A 16,328-nucleotide genomic window follows, 5' to 3' on the forward strand; every position below is an offset into this window, starting at 1 on the left:
TCCGAATCTCAGCATAGCGTTTGCCCCGCCGGCGGCGCAAACCTACAATGCCAGGGAAAACATCACGGAGGAGCGCCCATGGACCCGCACGAACCGCTTTCCCCCGATCAGCTTTACCGTGCCTGCGACCCGGCCGACTTCCCTTTCTCCACCACCGAGGAACTGCCCGACGTTCCCCTGGTGTTCGACCAGCGCCGCGCCATGGAGGCCCTGCATTTCGGCGTGGACATGGCCGATCCCGGCTTCAACGTCTTCGTGCCTGGCCCCACCGGTGTCGGCAAGCAGACCGCGGTCACGGACGTGGTGAGCCAGCGGGCCGCCCAGCGACCGGCGCCTCCGGACTGGTGCTACCTGCACAACTTCAAGGACCCGTTCAAACCCAAGCGGCTGCAATTGCCGGCCGGGCACGGCCGCCGGTTGCAGCAGGACATCCAGGAACTGATCGACGAGCTGCGCACCGCCATTCCGGCCGCTTTCGAAGGCGAGGAATACCGCGCCCGGGTGGAGGAACTGGAGCAGTCCGCCCGCGAGCGCGAAGCCAGGGCCATCGAGGAACTGCGCCAGAAGGCCCGGGAGAAGGGCATCGCCCTGCTGGAAACCCCCACCGGCTTCGCCTTCGCCCCCCTGACCCACGAAGGTCAGGTAATGCCGCCCCAGGTCTTCAACCAGCTGCCGCCGGAGGTGCAGAAGCAGATCGAGGCCACGGTCGCCGAACTGCAGCAGGAACTGCAAAAGGTGGTGCGCCAGTTCCCCGCCTGGCGTAAGGAAATGCGCGAGAAGCTGCGCCAGCTCAACCGCCAGGTCACCCAGAACGCCGTCGGCCATCTGATCGAGGACCTGCGGGAGAAGTACCGGGAATTCGAGGGCGTGCTGGCCCACCTGGAGGCGATCCAGCAGGACATCGTCGACCACCTGGAGGATTTCCTGCCCCAGCCGGCCCCGCCCATCCCGCTGCCCTTCCTCATCAACCGGGCCGAGGAACGCCTCAAGCACTACCGGGTCCACCTGCTGGTGGATCACAGCGAAACCCGCGGCGCCCCGGTGGTCCACGAAGCGCTCCCCAACCACACCAACCTGATCGGCCGCATCGATTACCGCGCCTTCATGGGCACCCTGGTGACCGACTTCTCCATGATCAAACCCGGCGCCCTGCACCGGGCCAACGGCGGTTTCCTGATCCTCGACGCCCGCAAGGTGCTGCTTCAGCCCCACGCCTGGGACACCCTCAAGCGCACCCTTCAGGCCGGCGAGATCCGGATCGAATCGCTGGAACGCACCCTGAGCCTGATCAGCACCGTGCCGTTGGAACCGGAGCCAATCCCCTTGAACGTGCGGGTGATCCTGCTCGGTGACCGCCTGCTCTACTACCTGCTCGACGCCCTCGATCCCGAATTCCGCGATCTGTTCAAAGTCGCCGCCGATTTCGAGGAGGACCTGCCCCGCAGCCCGGAAACCCACCAGCTCTACGCCCGCGTGCTCGCCACCCTGGCGCGCAAGGAGAAACTGCTGCCGCTGGCGCGCGATGCGGTCATCCGCATGGTGGAGCAGGGAGCCCGCGAGGTGGAGGACGCCCACAAGGTCAGCGCCCATCTGCGCGGCGTTACCGATCTGCTCAAGGAAGCCGACTTCCGCGCCCGCCAGGCCGGGCGCGGACACATCACCCGGGCCGACGTGGAGGCGGCCATCGACGCCCGTATCGATCGCAACAGCCGCCTGCGCGAGCGTATCCAGGAACTGATCGAGCGCGACGTTCTGCTGATCGACACTGAAGGCAGCCAGGTGGGCCAGATCAACGGACTGTCGGTGATCTCCCTGGGGGATTTCAGCTTCGGCCGCCCGTCGCGGATCACCGCCACCGCCCGTCTCGGCGACGGCAAGGTCATCGACATCGAACGCGAAACCGAGCTGGGGGGCGCGATCCATTCCAAAGGGGTGATGATTCTGGCCAACTTCATGGCCGCCCGCTATGCCCGGGTCCAGCCCCTGTCCGTGGCCGCCAGCCTGGTGTTCGAACAATCCTACGGGCCGGTGGAGGGCGACAGCGCCTCGCTGGCCGAACTGTGCGCACTGCTGTCGGCGCTGGCGGACCTACCGCTGCGCCAGGATCTGGCGGTGACCGGCTCGGTCAGCCAGCACGGCAAGGTCCAGCCCATCGGCGGAGTCAACGAGAAGATCGAAGGCTTTTTCGACATCTGCCGCCGCAAGGGGCTGACCGGCACCCAAGGGGTCGTCATCCCCCAAGCCAACGTCCAGAACCTGATGCTGCGCCAGGACGTGGTGGCAGCGGCCCGCGACGGCAAATTCCGCATCCACGCCGTCGCCACCGTGGATCAGGCCCTGGAGCTGCTGCTCGGCGTGCCCGCCGGGGAACGCGGTCCCGACGGGCGCTTCCCGCCCGAGACGGTCAACGGCCGAGTGGAGCGGCAGCTGCAGGAATTCGCCGAACTGCGGCGCCGCTTCGCCAAGAGTAAGGATCAGGACAATCGCGGGGGCGAAGAGGCATGAACCGGATCATCGTCGCCATCGATCTGCACTGCCGGCAGTACCGGGCCCTGGAGATCGGCGCCCGCCTGGCGCTGATCCAGCGCCGCGAGCTGACGGTGCTCCTCATCGAAAGCGTGGACCTGCAGCGGGCCGCCGAACTGCCCTGGGTGCGGGAGATCGACCGCCTGTCGGCCAGCCTGCAACCTTTCGATCCCCAAAGGCTGCGGCGCTGGTGGCAACAGCGCCGTCAGGAAATCGAACGCTGGCTGTCCCGCCACGCCCTGCCGGGCCAAATGCGGATCGAAACCGGCCGCTATCCGGAAACCGCCCTGGCCTGGAGCCGGGACAGCGACCTGCTGGTGCTCGCCACCCCGGCGTCATACGCCGCCCGCACCCAGCCGCCGGTCTGGGTCTGGTACGACGGCAGCGAGGCGGGGGAACGGGCCTTGCGGCTGGCCCGGGAACTGGCCGCCGCCGAAGGCTGTCCGCTGAGGGTCGTCGCCCCGCCCCAGCAGCATCCCGAGCTGCCGGAACCGGTGACGCCGGTTCCTCCCGAACAGCTGGCCGACTTCCTCGCCGGCCGGGAATGCAGCGCCGTCGTCTGCCCCCGCAGTCAGCCCCGGGCCGCGCGGTTACCGCAGGTGGCGCGCTGCCCGGTGCTGCTGGTGTAGCGGGCTCACACCCACTTGCGGGCGCGGTTGAAGGCCTCGTGGAAGTCGAAGTAAACCGGTTTCTCGGTCTGCAGCAGATCGCGCAGCATGGCGTTCTGGATTTTGTACTTGAGGTTGCCGACCGCCAGCGGACCGACCGCCACCGCGCCGGGGCTGTTGGGGGCGGTGCTCAGCGGCGTCCCCATGTCGCGGGGTTTGACGCCGGCGATCCCCGCCGGCGGCACCGCGTTGACGTCGCCGACTACCTTGAGGCGGCGGGCGTCTTCGAGGATTTCCTCGTCGAGGACCTGGATTCCGGCCTTGGTGGTGTTGAAGATGATGTCCGCCCGTCTCACCAGCCAGGCCTTGCTGGCCCCGGAGCTGGCGAAGGTTCCCTTGATGTTGCAGCCGCAGCGGCGGCTGTATTCCGAGGCGATCTGCATCGCCGTGTCCAGGCTCAGGTGATCGACGATGGTGACGTCGGCCCCCGCCAGGGCGGCGATGACGCCGGTGGAAATCCCCACCGGCCCGGTGCCGCCGAAGACGATGGCACGGCAGCCTTGCATCTCCAGCCCGTGTTTTTCCTTGAGCTGCTTCTCCACCGCCGCCACCAGCGCCGTGGCGGTGGTGAAAGCCCCGGACGGGTCGGCCAGAACAGAAACCTCAAAGGGCGGCACCATCGCCTTCTGGACGGTTTCCATCATGTCGAGGGCGAGGCCGATGTCGCGGCCGCCGATGAAGATGGCGGTCCGTTTCACCCCGGAGGGTCCGCGGGAGAAGATGATGTCCTGGGTCAGCCCGTAAACCTGATCCGGTTCGACATTGGCGTGGGGGAAGATCATGTCGAAACCGGCATCGACCGCCATGTTGATGTCGAACGGGCTGACCTGAGGCCGGGGGCTGAGCATGTGGAGTACGGTGCGCGTGGTCATCGGCATTATCCTCGTTTGGCTTGAACGATTTCCCGGGCCGTTGCGAAGGCTTCGTCGAAGGCTAGATAGACCGGCTTTTCGGTTTCACGCATCTGTCTGAGCAGGCGGGCGTGGGTCTGGTATTTGATATTGCCGATGGCCAGGGCACCGATGCCCACCGCCCCCGAGGGGGAATCCTCGATCGGCGCGCCGTCGGCCTGCGGGTCGATGCCGGCTATCCCTGGCGGCGGCACCGCGTTGACGTCGGCGGCTACCATCAGCTTGGTGGCGGCGGTGACCTGTTCGGCGGTCAGCAACTGAATGCCGGCCGCCCCGGTGGCGAAGATGACCTCGGCCTCCGGCAACAGCTCCGGCAGTTTGTCGTTGCCCAGCCCCTTGATGCGGGTCTGGCCCTGGCCGAAGAACTCATTGCACAGTTTGGCAATACGCTCGGACTTTTCCTGCTGGCGGCCAAGGATGCTCACGTCGCAGCCGGCCTTGGCGCACAGGACCGCGGCGATCTGGCCCACGGGACCGGTGCCGGCGAGAATCAGCACCTTGCAACCGCTCAGGGTGGTGTCGAACTTGTCCGCAAGTTCGCGCTCGGCGGCGGCGACCATGGCGGCGGCGGTGGTGAAAGCACCGGAGGGATCGGCCAGGACCGAAATCTCGAAGGGCGGCACCATCGAGGTGCGGGCGGTCTCGAGCATCTTCATCGCCGCCTCGGGATCGCGCCCGCCGATGAAGGCGGCGGTGCGCTTGACGCCCTTGGGTCCACGGGAGAAGATCGCATCCTGGATCAGGCCCTGAACCTCGCCTTCTTCCACCTGCAGGTACGGCATGGTTACCTGCCAGCCGGCGTCCTGGGCCATGTTGACATCGAAGGGGCTGAGATTCTTCTCCGTGGTGAGCATGTGAAGGATGTAGGGTTTTTCCATCGGACGGACTCTTGTTCTTGTTGACCGGAAACCGTTGCAGCGCGCCGCAGACGGCAGATTTCACCAATTATTACGTGGCCGATATGCAAAAACAAATTTTTCGTCTCTATCCCGCGCCCTTTGCGGAAGTCCCGCTGTCCGGGCTGTATCTGCAGCACCGGGTCTTCACGTTGGGATCGCCGCAAAAGCCTTTCGTCTATGCCAATTTCCTCGCCAGCCTCGACGGCCGCATCGCCCTGGAGGATCTGCACACGGGCCAGCCCTATCTGCCCAAGAGCCTGACCACCCCGGCCGACTTCCGCCTGTTTCTGGAGCTGGAGGCCCAGGCCGACTGTCTCATCACCCACGGCGGCTATCTGCGGGCCCTCGCGGAAGGGAGGCTGGGCAACATCCTCCAGATCGGCACCCATCCCAGCGGGGCGGATCTGGTCCCGTGGCGCCGGCAGCAGGGGCTGGCGCCGCAGCCAGCCATCGCCATCGCCAGCGCCAGCCTGGATTTCGTCATTCCCGACTCGGTCCGGACGCACCGCCAGCAGGTGTTCATCTTCACCGGGGAAGGCGCCGACCCCGACAAGGTGACCGCCTGGCGCAAGGAAGGGTATCCGGTCATCTTCGCCGGCCGCGACACCCTGGTGGAAGGACGCCGCCTGATCCCCATCCTGGGGGAACTGGGCTTTCGCAGTATCTATCTCATCGCCGGCCCCGCCATGCTCGACACCGTGGTGCGCAGCGGCCACCTGCAGCGACTGTATCAGACCATCACCCATCAGCTCATGGGCGGGGAGGCGTTCCGCACCATGGTGCCGGGGCCGGAACTGGGACCGGCCGGCCACCTGACCCTGCGCACCTTGCATTACGATCCCGCCGGCCCCGGCGGGGCGGGGCAATGGTTCGCCTGCTTCGACAATCAGTAACCGGCGGCGTGGCGCTCGGCCTCGCGCGCTCCGGAGGCATCCCCGCTGCGGCGGCGGGCCTCGGCGATCAGGCGCCAGTCGCGCTGCTGCAATTCGACGTCGCCCCGGGCCAGCTGCAGGGATTTCTTGGCCAGTTCCTCGGCCAGCCGCGGCTGGCCCTGTTCCAGCCGCACCACGGCCAGTTCGTACCACAGCCGGGCGTTTTCCGGCTGGATTCTCAAAGCCCGTTCCAGGCGCCCGGCGGCCCGCTCCAGGTCCCCGCGGCGGCGGTCCTCCCGGGCCTGTGCCACGAGCGCCACCACCGCCGGCGGGGGCGCTTCTGCGCGAACCGGCGGTGGAGGCGCTGCACTAGCCGGTGGCGGCGGGGCGGACTGGCGGGCCTGAGGCGCAGGATGGGCCGGCGGGGCCGGGTAACGCGGTTGCGGCTGCACCACCGGCCCCGGTGTGAACAGGGGATCGAGGGAACAGGCGGACAGCCCCAGCATCAGGGCGAGGATCAGCGCACGTTTCATGGCGCCGGCGCCTCATCGGCCGGTCCGGGGGCGGGCGCTGCGGGGGTTTGGTTCGCTTGCGGCGCCGTCACCGCCGGCTTGCGGCCGGGGGGCGGCACCCGGCGCTTGTTCCTGGGGCCGTAGTACATTCCCAGCAGGGTCATGAAGCCCATGAACAGCGCCGCCGCTATCGCCATCACCCACAGGCGGTCCAGCCTGTCGGTGCCGAAGACCCAGCGGGGATTGATCAATCCGAAGATCAGGAAGATCACCGAAAACAGCACCACCGCGTGGATGGCGGCGACCTGCCAGGGATTGCCGAGGCGCAGACTGAAAAAGAAATAGCTGACCAGAAACAGCAGCGAACCGGCGGCGAACATATAGACGGGCTTGGGATTTTTCATCCACCCCAGGAACCACTGGGGCCGGAGCACCCCGACCAGGATCACCAGCAGGGACAGCACCACCAGCGACTGAAAGACGACCAGTTGGATATCGACCACTCCTTCCTGCATAAACCTCTCCTCCGGGATTCCGTTGTGGTTTTTCTCATGGCTGCGCAGCAGCTTAGGTGCAAACCCAGGCGAAATCAACCAGCCCCGCCCGTCATGGCGTCTCGAGCCAGCGCCAGCGGGAAAAGCAGGCGGCCTGGCCGATGAGGCGCCCCTGGGCGTCGAGCACGTTCCAGACCGTCGCCTGCTCGATGAGGAAACGGCGGCCGCTGCGGCTGATGCGGACACCGTGGTAATCACCGATGTAGCCGTGGCGCGACACCTGCTCCAGCAAGCGCCGACGCTCCTCACGCAGGGGTGCCTCGGCGGAAAGGCGTGAAGGCAGGCCGACGAATTCCTCCCAGCGGCGTTCGAACAGACGCTGGGCGGTGAGATTGGCGTAATCGAAGCGGGGATCGGCCTGGTCATCGTGGGACACCAGGGCGAAAGGGGCCCGGTACAGCCGGCGCGCCGCCGCCACCGGATCCAGCGCCGGATCGACCAGATCGCGCCCGGTCCAGTGACGGAAACTGCGCCGCAGCCGTTCAGTGTGCTCCGCCAGCCAGGCGTTGGCCGGGGAAGGGGGTGTCAGGCTCATAGCCGCTCCAGGGGGATTTCGATCTGAACATAGCTGCGCCCGCGGTAGTGGCGCACCACGATCAGGAACAACAGGGCGGTGACCAGCATCGCCGCGGTAAAGAACCAGAAATAGTCCGCCCCGGCCAGGCGGCTGCCGCCGTCGGGGTTGCGGATCAGGAAATTGACCGCGCTGGTGAACAGGTTGCCGGCCGCCACCGAGAGCATGAAGAAGGCCATGATGAAGGACTTCATCGCGTTGGGCGCCTGGGTGTAGGAAAACTCCAGGCAGGTGATCGATACCATCACCTCGGCGCAGGTCAGGATCACGTACGCCAGCAGCTGCCAGGCGATGGACGGAGTCTGGCCGGCGTCGATCCTTTCCTGCAGCCAGGCCGCCAGGGCGAAGGCGAGGGCGGTGACGAACAGGCCGGCGGCGATCTTGCGCAGCGGCGTCAGTTCCACCCGGCGCCCCACGGCGGGATAGATGACGTAGGAAAACAGCGGCACCAGGAGCATGATGAGCAGGGGATTGCTGGCCTGAATCTGGGAGGGCAGCACCTCGTAGCCCCAGAGGTGCCGGTCCATGCGTTCGGCCTGCAGCACCCAGGACGAGCCGGTCTGATCGAACAGGGCCCAGAACATGGCGACGAAAACGTAGACCAGGCTGAGTCGCCCCACCACCTGCAACCCCTCGCGGCTGAACACCTGGCGCACGAAGCCCATGCCCTGGGGCGGGACGTGGGCGTAACGGTAGCGGCCGAGCCAGAAGATCAGCGTGGCCAGCGCCATCAGGATGCCGGGCACGGCGAAGGCCACCGCAGGACCGTGACGGTGCAGCAGGTAAGGGGTGATCAGCATGGCGCTGAAGGCGCCGAGGTTGATGGCGAAGTAGAACCAGCCGAACGCCCGGCCGAGCAGATGGCGGTTGCTGGCGCCGAACTGATCCCCCAGGTGGGCGGAGACGCACGGTTTGATGCCGCCGGCCCCCAGCGCGATCAAGGACTGGCCCAGCAGCAGGCCGGTGCGGGTGGCATCGAGGGCGAGGACGAAATGCCCGAGGCAGTACACCAGCGACAGGGTGACGATGGTGCGGTACTTCCCCCACAGGCCGTCGGCCAGCAGCGCCCCCAGCAGCGGGGTCAGATAAACCGCGGACACGAACAGATGGAACCAGCCCTTGGCCTCCTCCTCGGTCATGGGATCGGGGCGGCCCAGGGAATCGCTCAGATACCGGCTCATGAACACCACCAGGATCGCCCGCATGCCGTAATAGCTGAAGCGCTCGGCCGCCTCGTTGGCGACGATGAAGGGGATGCCCGGCGGCATTTCCGGGATGGCCAGGGGGGCGCGGCGATAGTCGGACATGTTGCTCCGCTCGAATGTCACGAAGGTCGAAATTATAGGCCAAGAAACGAGAGGGCCTGTTTTACAATGGCAGGCAAACGACAATAGGGGGGCAAGCCCATGTTTCCGGTACGCGACACCATTTCCAGCCATTCACCGCCGCTGATGACCTGGGCGCTGATCGGCGCCAACTGCGGGGTCTTCCTGTTCGAACTGGCGCTGCCGCCGGAACAGCTGCAGGCGATGTTCTACTGGTTCGGCATCGTCCCGGCCCGCTACACCCATCCCGAATGGGCCATGATCCTGGGTCTGCCGGTGGACAATTACTGGCCCCTCCTGACCTGCCTGTTCCTCCACGGCGGCTGGCTCCATCTCATCAGCAACATGTGGGCCCTGTGGATCTTCGGCGACAACGTGGAAGACCGCATGGGCCCGTGGCGGTTCCTGATCTTCTATCTGTTGTGCGGCGTCATCGCCGGCATCGTACACTGGGCCACCAACCTGCATTCCCCGGTGCCCACCGTGGGTGCCTCCGGGGCCGTCGCCGGAGTGATGGGCGCCTATCTCCTGCTCTATCCGCGCGCCCACATCATCACCCTGATCCCGCTGTTCTTCTATCCGCTCTTCGTCGCCCTGCCGGCGGCCACTTTCATCCTGATCTGGTTCTTTTCCCAGCTGTTCTCCGGCGTCGCCGCCCTGTTGGGGCCGGAACAGGTGGGCGGAGTGGCCTGGTGGGCCCACATCGGCGGTTTCATCGCCGGCATGATTCTGTGCAAGCCGTTCCTCGATCCCAACCGGCGTCAACACTTTTACAAGGATGAATTTACCTTCGAGAACGCCTGGGATGTCGCCCTGGACGAACCCAAAGAAAAACTCAAAGGAGACTCGTGATGGATTTCGCTTCCCTGTTCTGGCTGTTCTTCATTCTGTCGGCGCTGCAGCCGGTCATTCACCAGCGCATGCTGGAGGCCAGTCGGGCCCGCCTGATCTCACGCATCGAGGCCAAGCGCGGCAGCCGGGTGATCCTCATGATCCACCGCCAGGAGTCCATGAATCTTCTCGGCTTCCCCGTGGTGCGTTACATCGACGTCAACGATTCCGAGGAAGTCATCCGCGCCATCCACCTGACCGATCCGGAAGTGCCCATCGACCTGGTGCTCCACACCCCCGGCGGCCTGGTGCTCGCCGCCCTCCAGATCGCCCGCGCCATCGCCCGCCACAGGGGTCGGGTGCGGGTCATCGTGCCCCATTACGCCATGTCCGGCGGCACCCTGATCGCCCTGGCCGCCGACGAGATCATCCTGTGCGAGCACGCCGTCCTCGGCCCGGTCGATCCCCAGCTGGGTCAGTACGCCGCCGCCTCCATCATCAAGGCGGTATCGCAGAAGGATGTCAACGAGGTCGACGACCAGACCCTGATCCTCGCCGACCAGTCGGAAAAGGCCATTCGTCAGGTGCGCGAGGCGGTCTACGAACTGCTCAGGCCCAAGTTCCCGGAAGACAAAGCCCGCGAACTGGCCGAGCTGCTGTCCACCGGCACCTGGACCCACGACTATCCCATCACCGCCGACGAGGCCAAACGGATGGGGCTGCCGGTCAACACCGACATGCCGGAGGAGTTCCTGCAGCTCATGAGCCTGTACCCGCAGCCGGTCAAGCGCATGCCGACGGTGGAATACCTGCCGGAGCGGCGCATGGGCCAACCTGCGACCCAAAGGAGGCAATGAACCTGTGACCGATCTGCCCGCCAACGTCATCGACCAACCGCAGCTGCGCGACACCGTCGGCGTCTTCGAGGACCGCGCCGAGGCCGGTGAGGTGCTGGCGGAGATGCTCGCCGGGCTGGCCGGGGAAAAGCCGGTCGTCCTCGCCATCCCCGCCGGCGGCGTGCCGGTGGCGGCGGTCATCGCCCGGCGGCTGAAGGCGCCCCTGTCGCTGCTGGTCACCAGCAAGGCGACGCCCTCGTGGAACACCGAAGTGGGCTTCGGCGCCGTCGCCTTCGACGGCACCGAGCTTGTCAACCCCGAGGCCGTCGAACGGCTGGGGCTGAGCGAGGCGGAAGTCGCCGAGGGACTGGCCCAGGCCAGGGCCAAGGTGGCCCGCCGTTACCGGAACTTCCTGGGGGAGGCGGGCATGCCGGAGGTACGCGGCCGCACTGTCATCCTCGTGGACGACGGCCTGGCCACCGGCTACACCATGGAGGTGGCCATCAGGGCGCTGAAGAGGCTCGGGGCCGGCAAAATCATCGTCGCCGTCCCCACCGCCCACCGGCAGGCGTTGCGGCGCATCGCCCCGCTGGTGGACAGGATCTACTGTCCCAATGTCCGCGGCGGCTGGGTCTACGCCGTGGCCGAAGCCTACCGCCACTGGTACGACGTGCCTGAGGAGGAAGTCACAGCCCTGCTGACGGACCAAGGCCGGCAGGGCGGCGCCTGATCACTCTTCGGTGCTGATGCCGCTGTGGCGCAGCAGCGCGTCGATCTTCGGCTCGCGCCCGCGGAAGGCCTTGAAGGATTCCAGCGCCGGGCGGCTGCCGCCCACTTCCAGGATGTGCTGGAGGAAGGCCCGCCCGATTGCCGGGTCGAAGATGCCCTCCTCCTCGAAGCGGGAGAAGGCGTCCGCCGACAGCACTTCGGCCCACTTGTAACTGTAGTAGCCGGCCGCGTAACCGCCGCCGAAGATGTGGGAGAAACTGTGGGCGAAGCGGTTGAAGGCCGGGGGCCTGAACACCGCCACTTGATCGCGCACCTCCTCCAGAATCTCGTAGATGCGCCCGCCCCGGGCCGGATCGTATTCCAGGTGGATGCGGAAATCGAACAGGGCGAACTCCAGCTGGCGCACCATCATCATGCCGGCCTGGAAATTCTTGGCCGCGAGCATCTTCTGGAACAGCGCCTCCGGCAGGGGCTCGCCGCTGCGGTAGTGGCCGGAAATCAGATCGAGGGTTTCGCGCTGCCAGCAGAAATTCTCCATGAACTGGCTCGGCAGCTCCACCGCGTCCCATTCCACCCCGCGGATGCCGGAAACGCCGCTGTAGTCCACCTGGGTGAGCAGGTGGTGGAGGCCGTGGCCGAATTCGTGGAACAGGGTCAGGACTTCGTCGTGGGTCAAGAGGGCGGGATCGTTTCCGGCCGGCGGGGTGAAGTTGCAGGTGAGGAAGGCGATGGGCACCTGCACCTGGCCCTGGAGCCGGCGGCGGGCGACGCACTCGTCCATCCAGGCCCCGCCGCGTTTCTTGGGGCGGGCGTAGAGATCGAGATAAAAACGGCCGCGGACCTCGCCCCGGGCGTCGCGGATCTCGTAGCAGCGCACGTCCGGATGCCAGACGTCGATCCCCTCCAGCGCCTGAATGTCGAGTCCGTACAGGCGCTCGACCACCCGGAACAGCCCGGGCACCACCCGGGTGGCGGGGAAGTACTGCTTGACCTCCTCCTGGGACAGCCGGAACTTGTGCTGGCGCAGCTTTTCCGAATAGTACATCAGGTCCCACGCCTGCAGTTCGTCGATCCCGTGATGGTCGCGGGCGAAGCGGCGCAATTCGGTCAGATCACGCTCGGCCACGGGTTTGGAGCGGGCCGCCAGCTCGTGGAGAAAATCCAGCACCTGTTGCGGGGTTTCCGCCATCTTGGTGGCCAGCGACAGCTCGGCGAAGTTGGCATACCCCAAAAGCCGGGCCTTTTCGTGACGCAGCTGCAGGATCTCCTCCATCACCTCGGTATTGTCCCAACGGCCGGCGTGGGGGCCCTGATCGGAGGCGCGGGTGACGTAGGCCTCGTACAGTTCCCGACGCAGACCGCGGTCATCGGCGAAGGTCATCACCGCCGCATAACAGGGAAACTCCAGGGTCAGGAGCCAGCCGTCCAGCCCCCGGGCGGCGGCGGCCTGGCGGGCGACTGTTTTGGCGGTCTCCGGCAGGCCCTGGAGGCGGGCTTCGTCGGTGACGTGCTTGGTCCAGGCGTTGGTGGCGTCGAGGACGTTCTCCTCGAAGCGGCTCGCCAGTTTCGACAGGCGCTGCTCGATGGCCTTGAAGCGCGCCTTGCGTTCCGGGGGCAGGGCGACGCCGGCCAGGCGAAAGTCGCGCAGGGCGTCCTGGATGATCTTGCGCTGGGCCGGATCCAGGCGCTGGAATTCCTCGCTGGCGGCGATGGTCTGGTGGGCCTGGTAGAGGGCTTCGTTCTGGCCCAGGTCGGTAGCGTAGTCGCTCAGCTTCGGCAGACAGGCGTTGTAGGCCTGGCGGAGCGCCTCGCTGTTGACCACGGCGTTGAGATGGCGCACCGGCGACCACGCCTTGTCGAGGCGGTCGTCCAGATCTTCCAAGGGTCGGATGAGATTGTCCCAGGTGTAGGGGCCGCCGCGCTGGAGCAGGCGCGCCACCTGCTGGCGGTTGTCGTGGAGGATCCGGGTGATGGCCGGCTCCACGTGCTCGGGACGGATACGGGAAAAGGGGGGAAACTCGTAAGCTTGCAACAGGGGATTGGTCATGGCTGGAATCCTGCGGTGACGATGCGGTCATCTTAATTCCCACGGAGGAAAAGGCAACTGGTTATAATGACCGGCTTATGACGACCGACTTGTGGATCTATGCCGACGCCCTCGTCGTCGGCCTCATCGCCCTGGTTTACTGCGCCGACCGTTTCGTGATCGGGGCCGCGAGCATCGCCCGCAATCTGGGGGTGCCGTCCCTCATCATCGGCCTGACCATCGTCGGCTTCGGGACCTCGGCGCCGGAGATCCTGGTGGCCTCGGTGGCGGCCTGGCACGGCAACACCGGCCTGGCGGTGGGCAACGCCATCGGCTCCAACATCGCCAACATCGGCCTGATTCTGGGCTGCACCGCCCTGTTGGCGCCGGTGGCGGTGCATTCGCGCACCCTGAAACGCGAGATCCCCATGCTCCTCGCCGCCTGCCTGACGGCCTTCGGCCTCAGCTACGACGGGGAACTGAGCCGTCTCGAAGGGGGGCTGTTGCTGGCCGCCCTGATCGCCTTCCTGGGCTGGCTGGGATGGATTGCGCGCCGGGCGCCGGCCACCGCCCCGGTGGCCCTGGAGGTGGAAAGCGAAATCCCGGCCCCACTTCCCACCGGCCAGGCCTGGTTCTGGTTCGGTTTCGGGCTGTTCGGACTGGTGCTCAGCTCCAGGCTGCTGGTGTGGTCGGCCAGCGGCATCGCCCATTCCTTCGGCATCAGCGATCTGATCATCGGCCTGACCATCGTCGCCCTGGGAACCAGCCTGCCGGAACTGGCCGCCTCCCTCGCCAGCGTGCTCAAACAGGAGGACGATCTGGCCATCGGCAACATCGTCGGTTCCAACATGTTCAACATACTGGCGGTGTTCGCCATGCCCGGCCTGATCCATCCGGGCCGTCTGGAAGCGGTCGTGATCCGGCGGGATTTCCCCTGGATGCTCGGCTTCACCGTCGCCCTGCTGATACTGGGCAACGGCTGGCGCCGCTCCCCGCAGATCGGCCGCCTCGGCGGCCTGGTGCTGCTGGCCGGTTTCTGCACCTATCAATTCCTGCTCTACCGTAGCCTGCATTCATGACTGAAACTCAACATCAGCGTCTGTACCAACTGGGACAGGAGGTCATCCGCCTGGAAGCGGAGGCGGTCGCCCGCCTGGCGCGGCGCATCGACGCCAACTTCGCCCGCGCCTGCCAGCTGATGCTGCGCTGCGAGGGACGGGTGGTGGTGACCGGAATGGGGAAATCCGGCCACATCTGCGGCAAGATCGCCGCCACCCTGGCCAGCACCGGCACGCCGGCCTTCTTCGTCCACTCCGGCGAGGCCAGTCACGGCGACCTGGGGATGATCACGCCCAGGGACGTGGTCCTGGCGCTGTCCAATTCCGGCGAGACCGACGAGCTGGTCTTCATCATCCCCCTGATCAAACGCCTCGGGGTGCCGCTGATCGCCATGACCGGCCGCCCCGATTCCACCCTGGCGCGCCAGGCCACCGTCCACATCGACGTCAGCGTGGCGCAGGAGGCCTGTCCGCTGGGCCTGGCGCCGACCGCCAGCACCACCGCCGCCCTGGCGATGGGCGACGCCCTTGCGGTCGCCCTCCTGGAGGCTCGCGGCTTCACCCGGGAGGATTTCGCCCGTTCCCATCCGGCCGGCAGCCTGGGAAGGCGGCTGCTGCTGAAGATCGACGACATCATGCACACCGGCGACGCCATCCCCAGGGTGCCCGAAACCGCCACCCTCGATCAGGCGCTGCTGGAAATGACCGCCAAGAAACTGGGCATGACCGCGGTGGTGGACGGGGACGGCCGCGTGCAGGGCATCTTCACCGACGGCGACCTGCGGCGGCTGTTCGAGCGCGGCGACTGCGACATCCACACCACCCCGATCCGCGAGGTCATGACCCGGGGCTGCGCCACCGCTCCGCCGGGGATGCTCGCCGCCGAGGCGGTCAAGCTGATGGAGGACCGCAAGATCAACGCCCTGCTGGTGGTTGATGACGACAACCGCCTGGTGGGGGCCCTGAACATGCACGATTTGCTGCGCGCGGGAGTGTTCTGATGCGAGCCGAAATTCTGGAACGGGCCAGGCGGGTGCGCCTGGTGATCTTCGACGTCGACGGCGTCCTTACCGACGGCCGGCTGTTCTTCGACCACGAAGGCCGGGAGTACAAGGGCTTTCACGCCCGCGACGGCCACGGGCTCAAACTGCTGCGCCGCAGCGGCGTGGCGACGGCGGTAATCTCCGGCCGCTCCTCCCGCTCGGTGGCGCTGCGCTGTGAGAGCCTGGGGATAGAGCACGTCTATCAGGGCTACGAGGACAAGCGCCTGGCGCTGCAGTCCCTGCAGCAGGCCACCGGCATCGCCCCGGAGGCGATGGCCTGCGTCGGCGACGACGTGCTCGACCTGCCGCTGCTGACCCGGGTGCATCTGGCCATTGCCGTGGCCGACGCCCACCCGGTGGTCAAGCGTCATGTCCACTGGGTCACCGCACTGCCCGGCGGCCGGGGCGCGGCCCGGGAGGTTTGCGATCTCGTCATGGCGGCACAGCAGACTCTGGATGCAGCCATCGGGGAGTACTTGCGATGAAGCGGCTGCTGCTCTGTCTTGCCCTGCTGGCGCCGCACCCGGCGCTGGCGCTGGAGGACGATTCGGAAAAGCCGGTCTACATCGAGGCCAACAGCGCCCACTACGACGAAAAGACCGACACCAGCACCTACACCGGCAAGGTGATCCTGATTCAGGGCAGCCTGCGGGTCGAGGCCGACAAACTGGTCGCCTACAGCCCCGGCGGTGAGGTCCAGAAAGTGATCGCCTACGGCAAGCCGGTCCGCTTCTGGCGGAAACCCAAACCCAACGAGGAGATCCACGGCACCGCGAAAAAGGCCGAATACTATCTGGACAAGGAGCTGATCGTCCTCATCGGCGATGCCGTGGTCTGGCAGAACGGCAACAAATACGCCAGCGACCGCATCGAATATGATCAGATCAAGGGCCTGATCAGGGCTGGCGAACCCACCTCGGACACCAAGCGGGTCAAGATCCTGCTCCAACCGAAGAAGGACTGA

The 16,328-nt window shown here is 66.6% G+C and carries 17 protein-coding genes; 10 read left to right on the forward strand and 7 right to left on the reverse strand.

The genetic code is table 11. The features are described 5' to 3' along the window. Positions 1-78 precede the first annotated feature (78 nt). Both MCIT9_RS03205 and MCIT9_RS03210 read left to right on the forward strand, forming a co-directional pair. A complete protein-coding gene (locus MCIT9_RS03205) occupies positions 79-2,505 on the forward strand; it encodes a Lon protease family protein (RefSeq protein WP_317705983.1) in 2,427 nt (808 codons plus the stop codon). After that, positions 2,502-3,155: a hypothetical protein gene (locus tag MCIT9_RS03210; RefSeq protein ID WP_317705984.1), complete on the forward strand. Its 654-nt coding sequence runs from the start codon at positions 2,502-2,504 to the stop codon at positions 3,153-3,155. The genes MCIT9_RS03205 and MCIT9_RS03210 overlap by 4 nt, the downstream gene beginning before the upstream one ends. A 5-nt stretch (positions 3,156-3,160) precedes the next feature. Here MCIT9_RS03210 and MCIT9_RS03215 read toward each other — a convergent pair whose 3' ends face one another. Together MCIT9_RS03215 and MCIT9_RS03220 are read right to left on the reverse strand one after the other, a co-directional pair. Next, on the reverse strand, positions 3,161-4,066 hold the full coding sequence (locus tag MCIT9_RS03215) for an NAD(P)-dependent methylenetetrahydromethanopterin dehydrogenase (protein ID WP_317705985.1): 906 nt from the start codon (positions 4,064-4,066) through the stop codon (positions 3,161-3,163). Positions 4,067-4,071: 5 nt separating this feature from the next. Next, positions 4,072-4,983, reverse strand: coding sequence for an NAD(P)-dependent methylenetetrahydromethanopterin dehydrogenase (locus MCIT9_RS03220; RefSeq protein ID WP_317705986.1), 912 nt, complete (start codon positions 4,981-4,983; stop codon positions 4,072-4,074). A gap of 83 nt (positions 4,984-5,066) precedes the next feature. Between MCIT9_RS03220 and MCIT9_RS03225 the strand changes: the two genes are divergently transcribed. Continuing rightward, positions 5,067-5,897, forward strand: a complete 831-nt coding sequence (locus MCIT9_RS03225; RefSeq protein ID WP_317705987.1) for a RibD family protein — start codon at positions 5,067-5,069, stop codon at positions 5,895-5,897. Here the strand turns inward: MCIT9_RS03225 and MCIT9_RS03230 are convergent. The 4 genes from MCIT9_RS03230 to MCIT9_RS03245 form a co-directional block, all read right to left on the reverse strand. Further along, positions 5,891-6,409 carry a tetratricopeptide repeat protein gene (locus MCIT9_RS03230; protein WP_317705988.1) on the reverse strand — a complete coding sequence of 173 codons (519 nt, stop codon included), beginning with the start codon at positions 6,407-6,409 and terminating at the stop codon, positions 5,891-5,893. The two genes, MCIT9_RS03225 and MCIT9_RS03230, sit on opposite strands and share 7 nt — an antisense overlap. Next, positions 6,406-6,903 (reverse strand): hypothetical protein, encoded by a 498-nt coding sequence (locus MCIT9_RS03235; protein WP_317705989.1) that lies wholly within the window; start codon positions 6,901-6,903, stop codon positions 6,406-6,408. The genes MCIT9_RS03230 and MCIT9_RS03235 overlap by 4 nt, the downstream gene beginning before the upstream one ends. A gap of 91 nt (positions 6,904-6,994) precedes the next feature. Further along, positions 6,995-7,477 (reverse strand): MEKHLA domain-containing protein, encoded by a 483-nt coding sequence (locus MCIT9_RS03240; protein WP_317705990.1) that lies wholly within the window; start codon positions 7,475-7,477, stop codon positions 6,995-6,997. Next, positions 7,474-8,823: a POT family MFS transporter gene (locus MCIT9_RS03245; protein WP_317705991.1), complete on the reverse strand. Its 1,350-nt coding sequence runs from the start codon at positions 8,821-8,823 to the stop codon at positions 7,474-7,476. The genes MCIT9_RS03240 and MCIT9_RS03245 overlap by 4 nt, the downstream gene beginning before the upstream one ends. A gap of 99 nt (positions 8,824-8,922) precedes the next feature. On the opposite strand from MCIT9_RS03245, the gene MCIT9_RS03250 reads away from it, so the two are divergent. Genes MCIT9_RS03250 through MCIT9_RS03260 form a run of 3 tightly spaced genes read left to right on the forward strand, consistent with a single transcriptional unit; the run spans position 8,923 to position 11,238 of the window. Continuing rightward, positions 8,923-9,693, forward strand: a complete 771-nt coding sequence (locus MCIT9_RS03250; protein WP_317705992.1) for a rhomboid family intramembrane serine protease — start codon at positions 8,923-8,925, stop codon at positions 9,691-9,693. After that, complete coding sequence (locus tag MCIT9_RS03255; protein WP_317705993.1) at positions 9,693-10,529, forward strand: SDH family Clp fold serine proteinase; 837 nt, start codon at positions 9,693-9,695, stop codon at positions 10,527-10,529. The genes MCIT9_RS03250 and MCIT9_RS03255 overlap by 1 nt, the downstream gene beginning before the upstream one ends. 4 nt (positions 10,530-10,533) lie before the next feature. Then, positions 10,534-11,238: a phosphoribosyltransferase gene (locus MCIT9_RS03260; protein WP_317705994.1), complete on the forward strand. Its 705-nt coding sequence runs from the start codon at positions 10,534-10,536 to the stop codon at positions 11,236-11,238. Here the strand turns inward: MCIT9_RS03260 and prlC are convergent, their stop codons facing one another. Continuing rightward, positions 11,239-13,284 carry an oligopeptidase A gene (prlC, locus tag MCIT9_RS03265; protein WP_317705995.1) on the reverse strand — a complete coding sequence of 682 codons (2,046 nt, stop codon included), beginning with the start codon at positions 13,282-13,284 and terminating at the stop codon, positions 11,239-11,241. It lies immediately after the preceding gene. A gap of 77 nt (positions 13,285-13,361) precedes the next feature. Between prlC and MCIT9_RS03270 the strand changes: the two genes are divergently transcribed. From MCIT9_RS03270 to lptA, 4 genes are read left to right on the forward strand one after another with little or no spacing between them, the layout of a single operon-like run. After that, the gene (locus tag MCIT9_RS03270) at positions 13,362-14,342 is read left to right on the forward strand and encodes a calcium/sodium antiporter (protein ID WP_317705996.1); all 981 of its coding nucleotides are present in this window, start codon (positions 13,362-13,364) and stop codon (positions 14,340-14,342) included. Further along, the gene (locus MCIT9_RS03275) at positions 14,339-15,322 is read left to right on the forward strand and encodes a KpsF/GutQ family sugar-phosphate isomerase (protein ID WP_317705997.1); all 984 of its coding nucleotides are present in this window, start codon (positions 14,339-14,341) and stop codon (positions 15,320-15,322) included. Before MCIT9_RS03270 ends, MCIT9_RS03275 begins: the two co-directional genes overlap by 4 nt. Next, positions 15,322-15,849 carry a KdsC family phosphatase gene (locus MCIT9_RS03280; protein ID WP_317705998.1) on the forward strand — a complete coding sequence of 176 codons (528 nt, stop codon included), beginning with the start codon at positions 15,322-15,324 and terminating at the stop codon, positions 15,847-15,849. Before MCIT9_RS03275 ends, MCIT9_RS03280 begins: the two co-directional genes overlap by 1 nt. Next, positions 15,846-16,328 carry a lipopolysaccharide transport periplasmic protein LptA gene (gene lptA / locus MCIT9_RS03285; RefSeq protein WP_317705999.1) on the forward strand — a complete coding sequence of 161 codons (483 nt, stop codon included), beginning with the start codon at positions 15,846-15,848 and terminating at the stop codon, positions 16,326-16,328. Before MCIT9_RS03280 ends, lptA begins: the two co-directional genes overlap by 4 nt.

The organism is Methylomarinovum caldicuralii, from assembly GCF_033126985.1.
In the GTDB taxonomy this organism is placed as follows: Bacteria; Pseudomonadota; Gammaproteobacteria; order Methylococcales; family Methylothermaceae; genus Methylohalobius; species Methylohalobius caldicuralii.

Excerpts from the sequence above, each read along its gene's own strand:
- MCIT9_RS03205 (WP_317705983.1), top strand. The coding sequence starts at position 79 with ATGGACCCGCACGAACCGCTTTCCCCCGATCAGCTTTACCGTGCCTGC.
- MCIT9_RS03210 (WP_317705984.1), top strand. The coding sequence starts at position 2,502 with ATGAACCGGATCATCGTCGCCATCGATCTGCACTGCCGGCAGTACCGG.
- MCIT9_RS03215 (WP_317705985.1), bottom strand. The coding sequence starts at position 4,066 with ATGACCACGCGCACCGTACTCCACATGCTCAGCCCCCGGCCTCAGGTC.
- MCIT9_RS03220 (WP_317705986.1), bottom strand. The coding sequence starts at position 4,983 with ATGGAAAAACCCTACATCCTTCACATGCTCACCACGGAGAAGAATCTC.
- MCIT9_RS03225 (WP_317705987.1), top strand. The coding sequence starts at position 5,067 with ATGCAAAAACAAATTTTTCGTCTCTATCCCGCGCCCTTTGCGGAAGTC.
- MCIT9_RS03230 (WP_317705988.1), bottom strand. The coding sequence starts at position 6,409 with ATGAAACGTGCGCTGATCCTCGCCCTGATGCTGGGGCTGTCCGCCTGT.
- MCIT9_RS03235 (WP_317705989.1), bottom strand. The coding sequence starts at position 6,903 with ATGCAGGAAGGAGTGGTCGATATCCAACTGGTCGTCTTTCAGTCGCTG.
- MCIT9_RS03240 (WP_317705990.1), bottom strand. The coding sequence starts at position 7,477 with ATGAGCCTGACACCCCCTTCCCCGGCCAACGCCTGGCTGGCGGAGCAC.
- MCIT9_RS03245 (WP_317705991.1), bottom strand. The coding sequence starts at position 8,823 with ATGTCCGACTATCGCCGCGCCCCCCTGGCCATCCCGGAAATGCCGCCG.
- MCIT9_RS03250 (WP_317705992.1), top strand. The coding sequence starts at position 8,923 with ATGTTTCCGGTACGCGACACCATTTCCAGCCATTCACCGCCGCTGATG.
- MCIT9_RS03255 (WP_317705993.1), top strand. The coding sequence starts at position 9,693 with ATGGATTTCGCTTCCCTGTTCTGGCTGTTCTTCATTCTGTCGGCGCTG.
- prlC (WP_317705995.1), bottom strand. The coding sequence starts at position 13,284 with ATGACCAATCCCCTGTTGCAAGCTTACGAGTTTCCCCCCTTTTCCCGT.
- MCIT9_RS03270 (WP_317705996.1), top strand. The coding sequence starts at position 13,362 with ATGACGACCGACTTGTGGATCTATGCCGACGCCCTCGTCGTCGGCCTC.
- MCIT9_RS03275 (WP_317705997.1), top strand. The coding sequence starts at position 14,339 with ATGACTGAAACTCAACATCAGCGTCTGTACCAACTGGGACAGGAGGTC.
- MCIT9_RS03280 (WP_317705998.1), top strand. The coding sequence starts at position 15,322 with ATGCGAGCCGAAATTCTGGAACGGGCCAGGCGGGTGCGCCTGGTGATC.
- lptA (WP_317705999.1), top strand. The coding sequence starts at position 15,846 with ATGAAGCGGCTGCTGCTCTGTCTTGCCCTGCTGGCGCCGCACCCGGCG.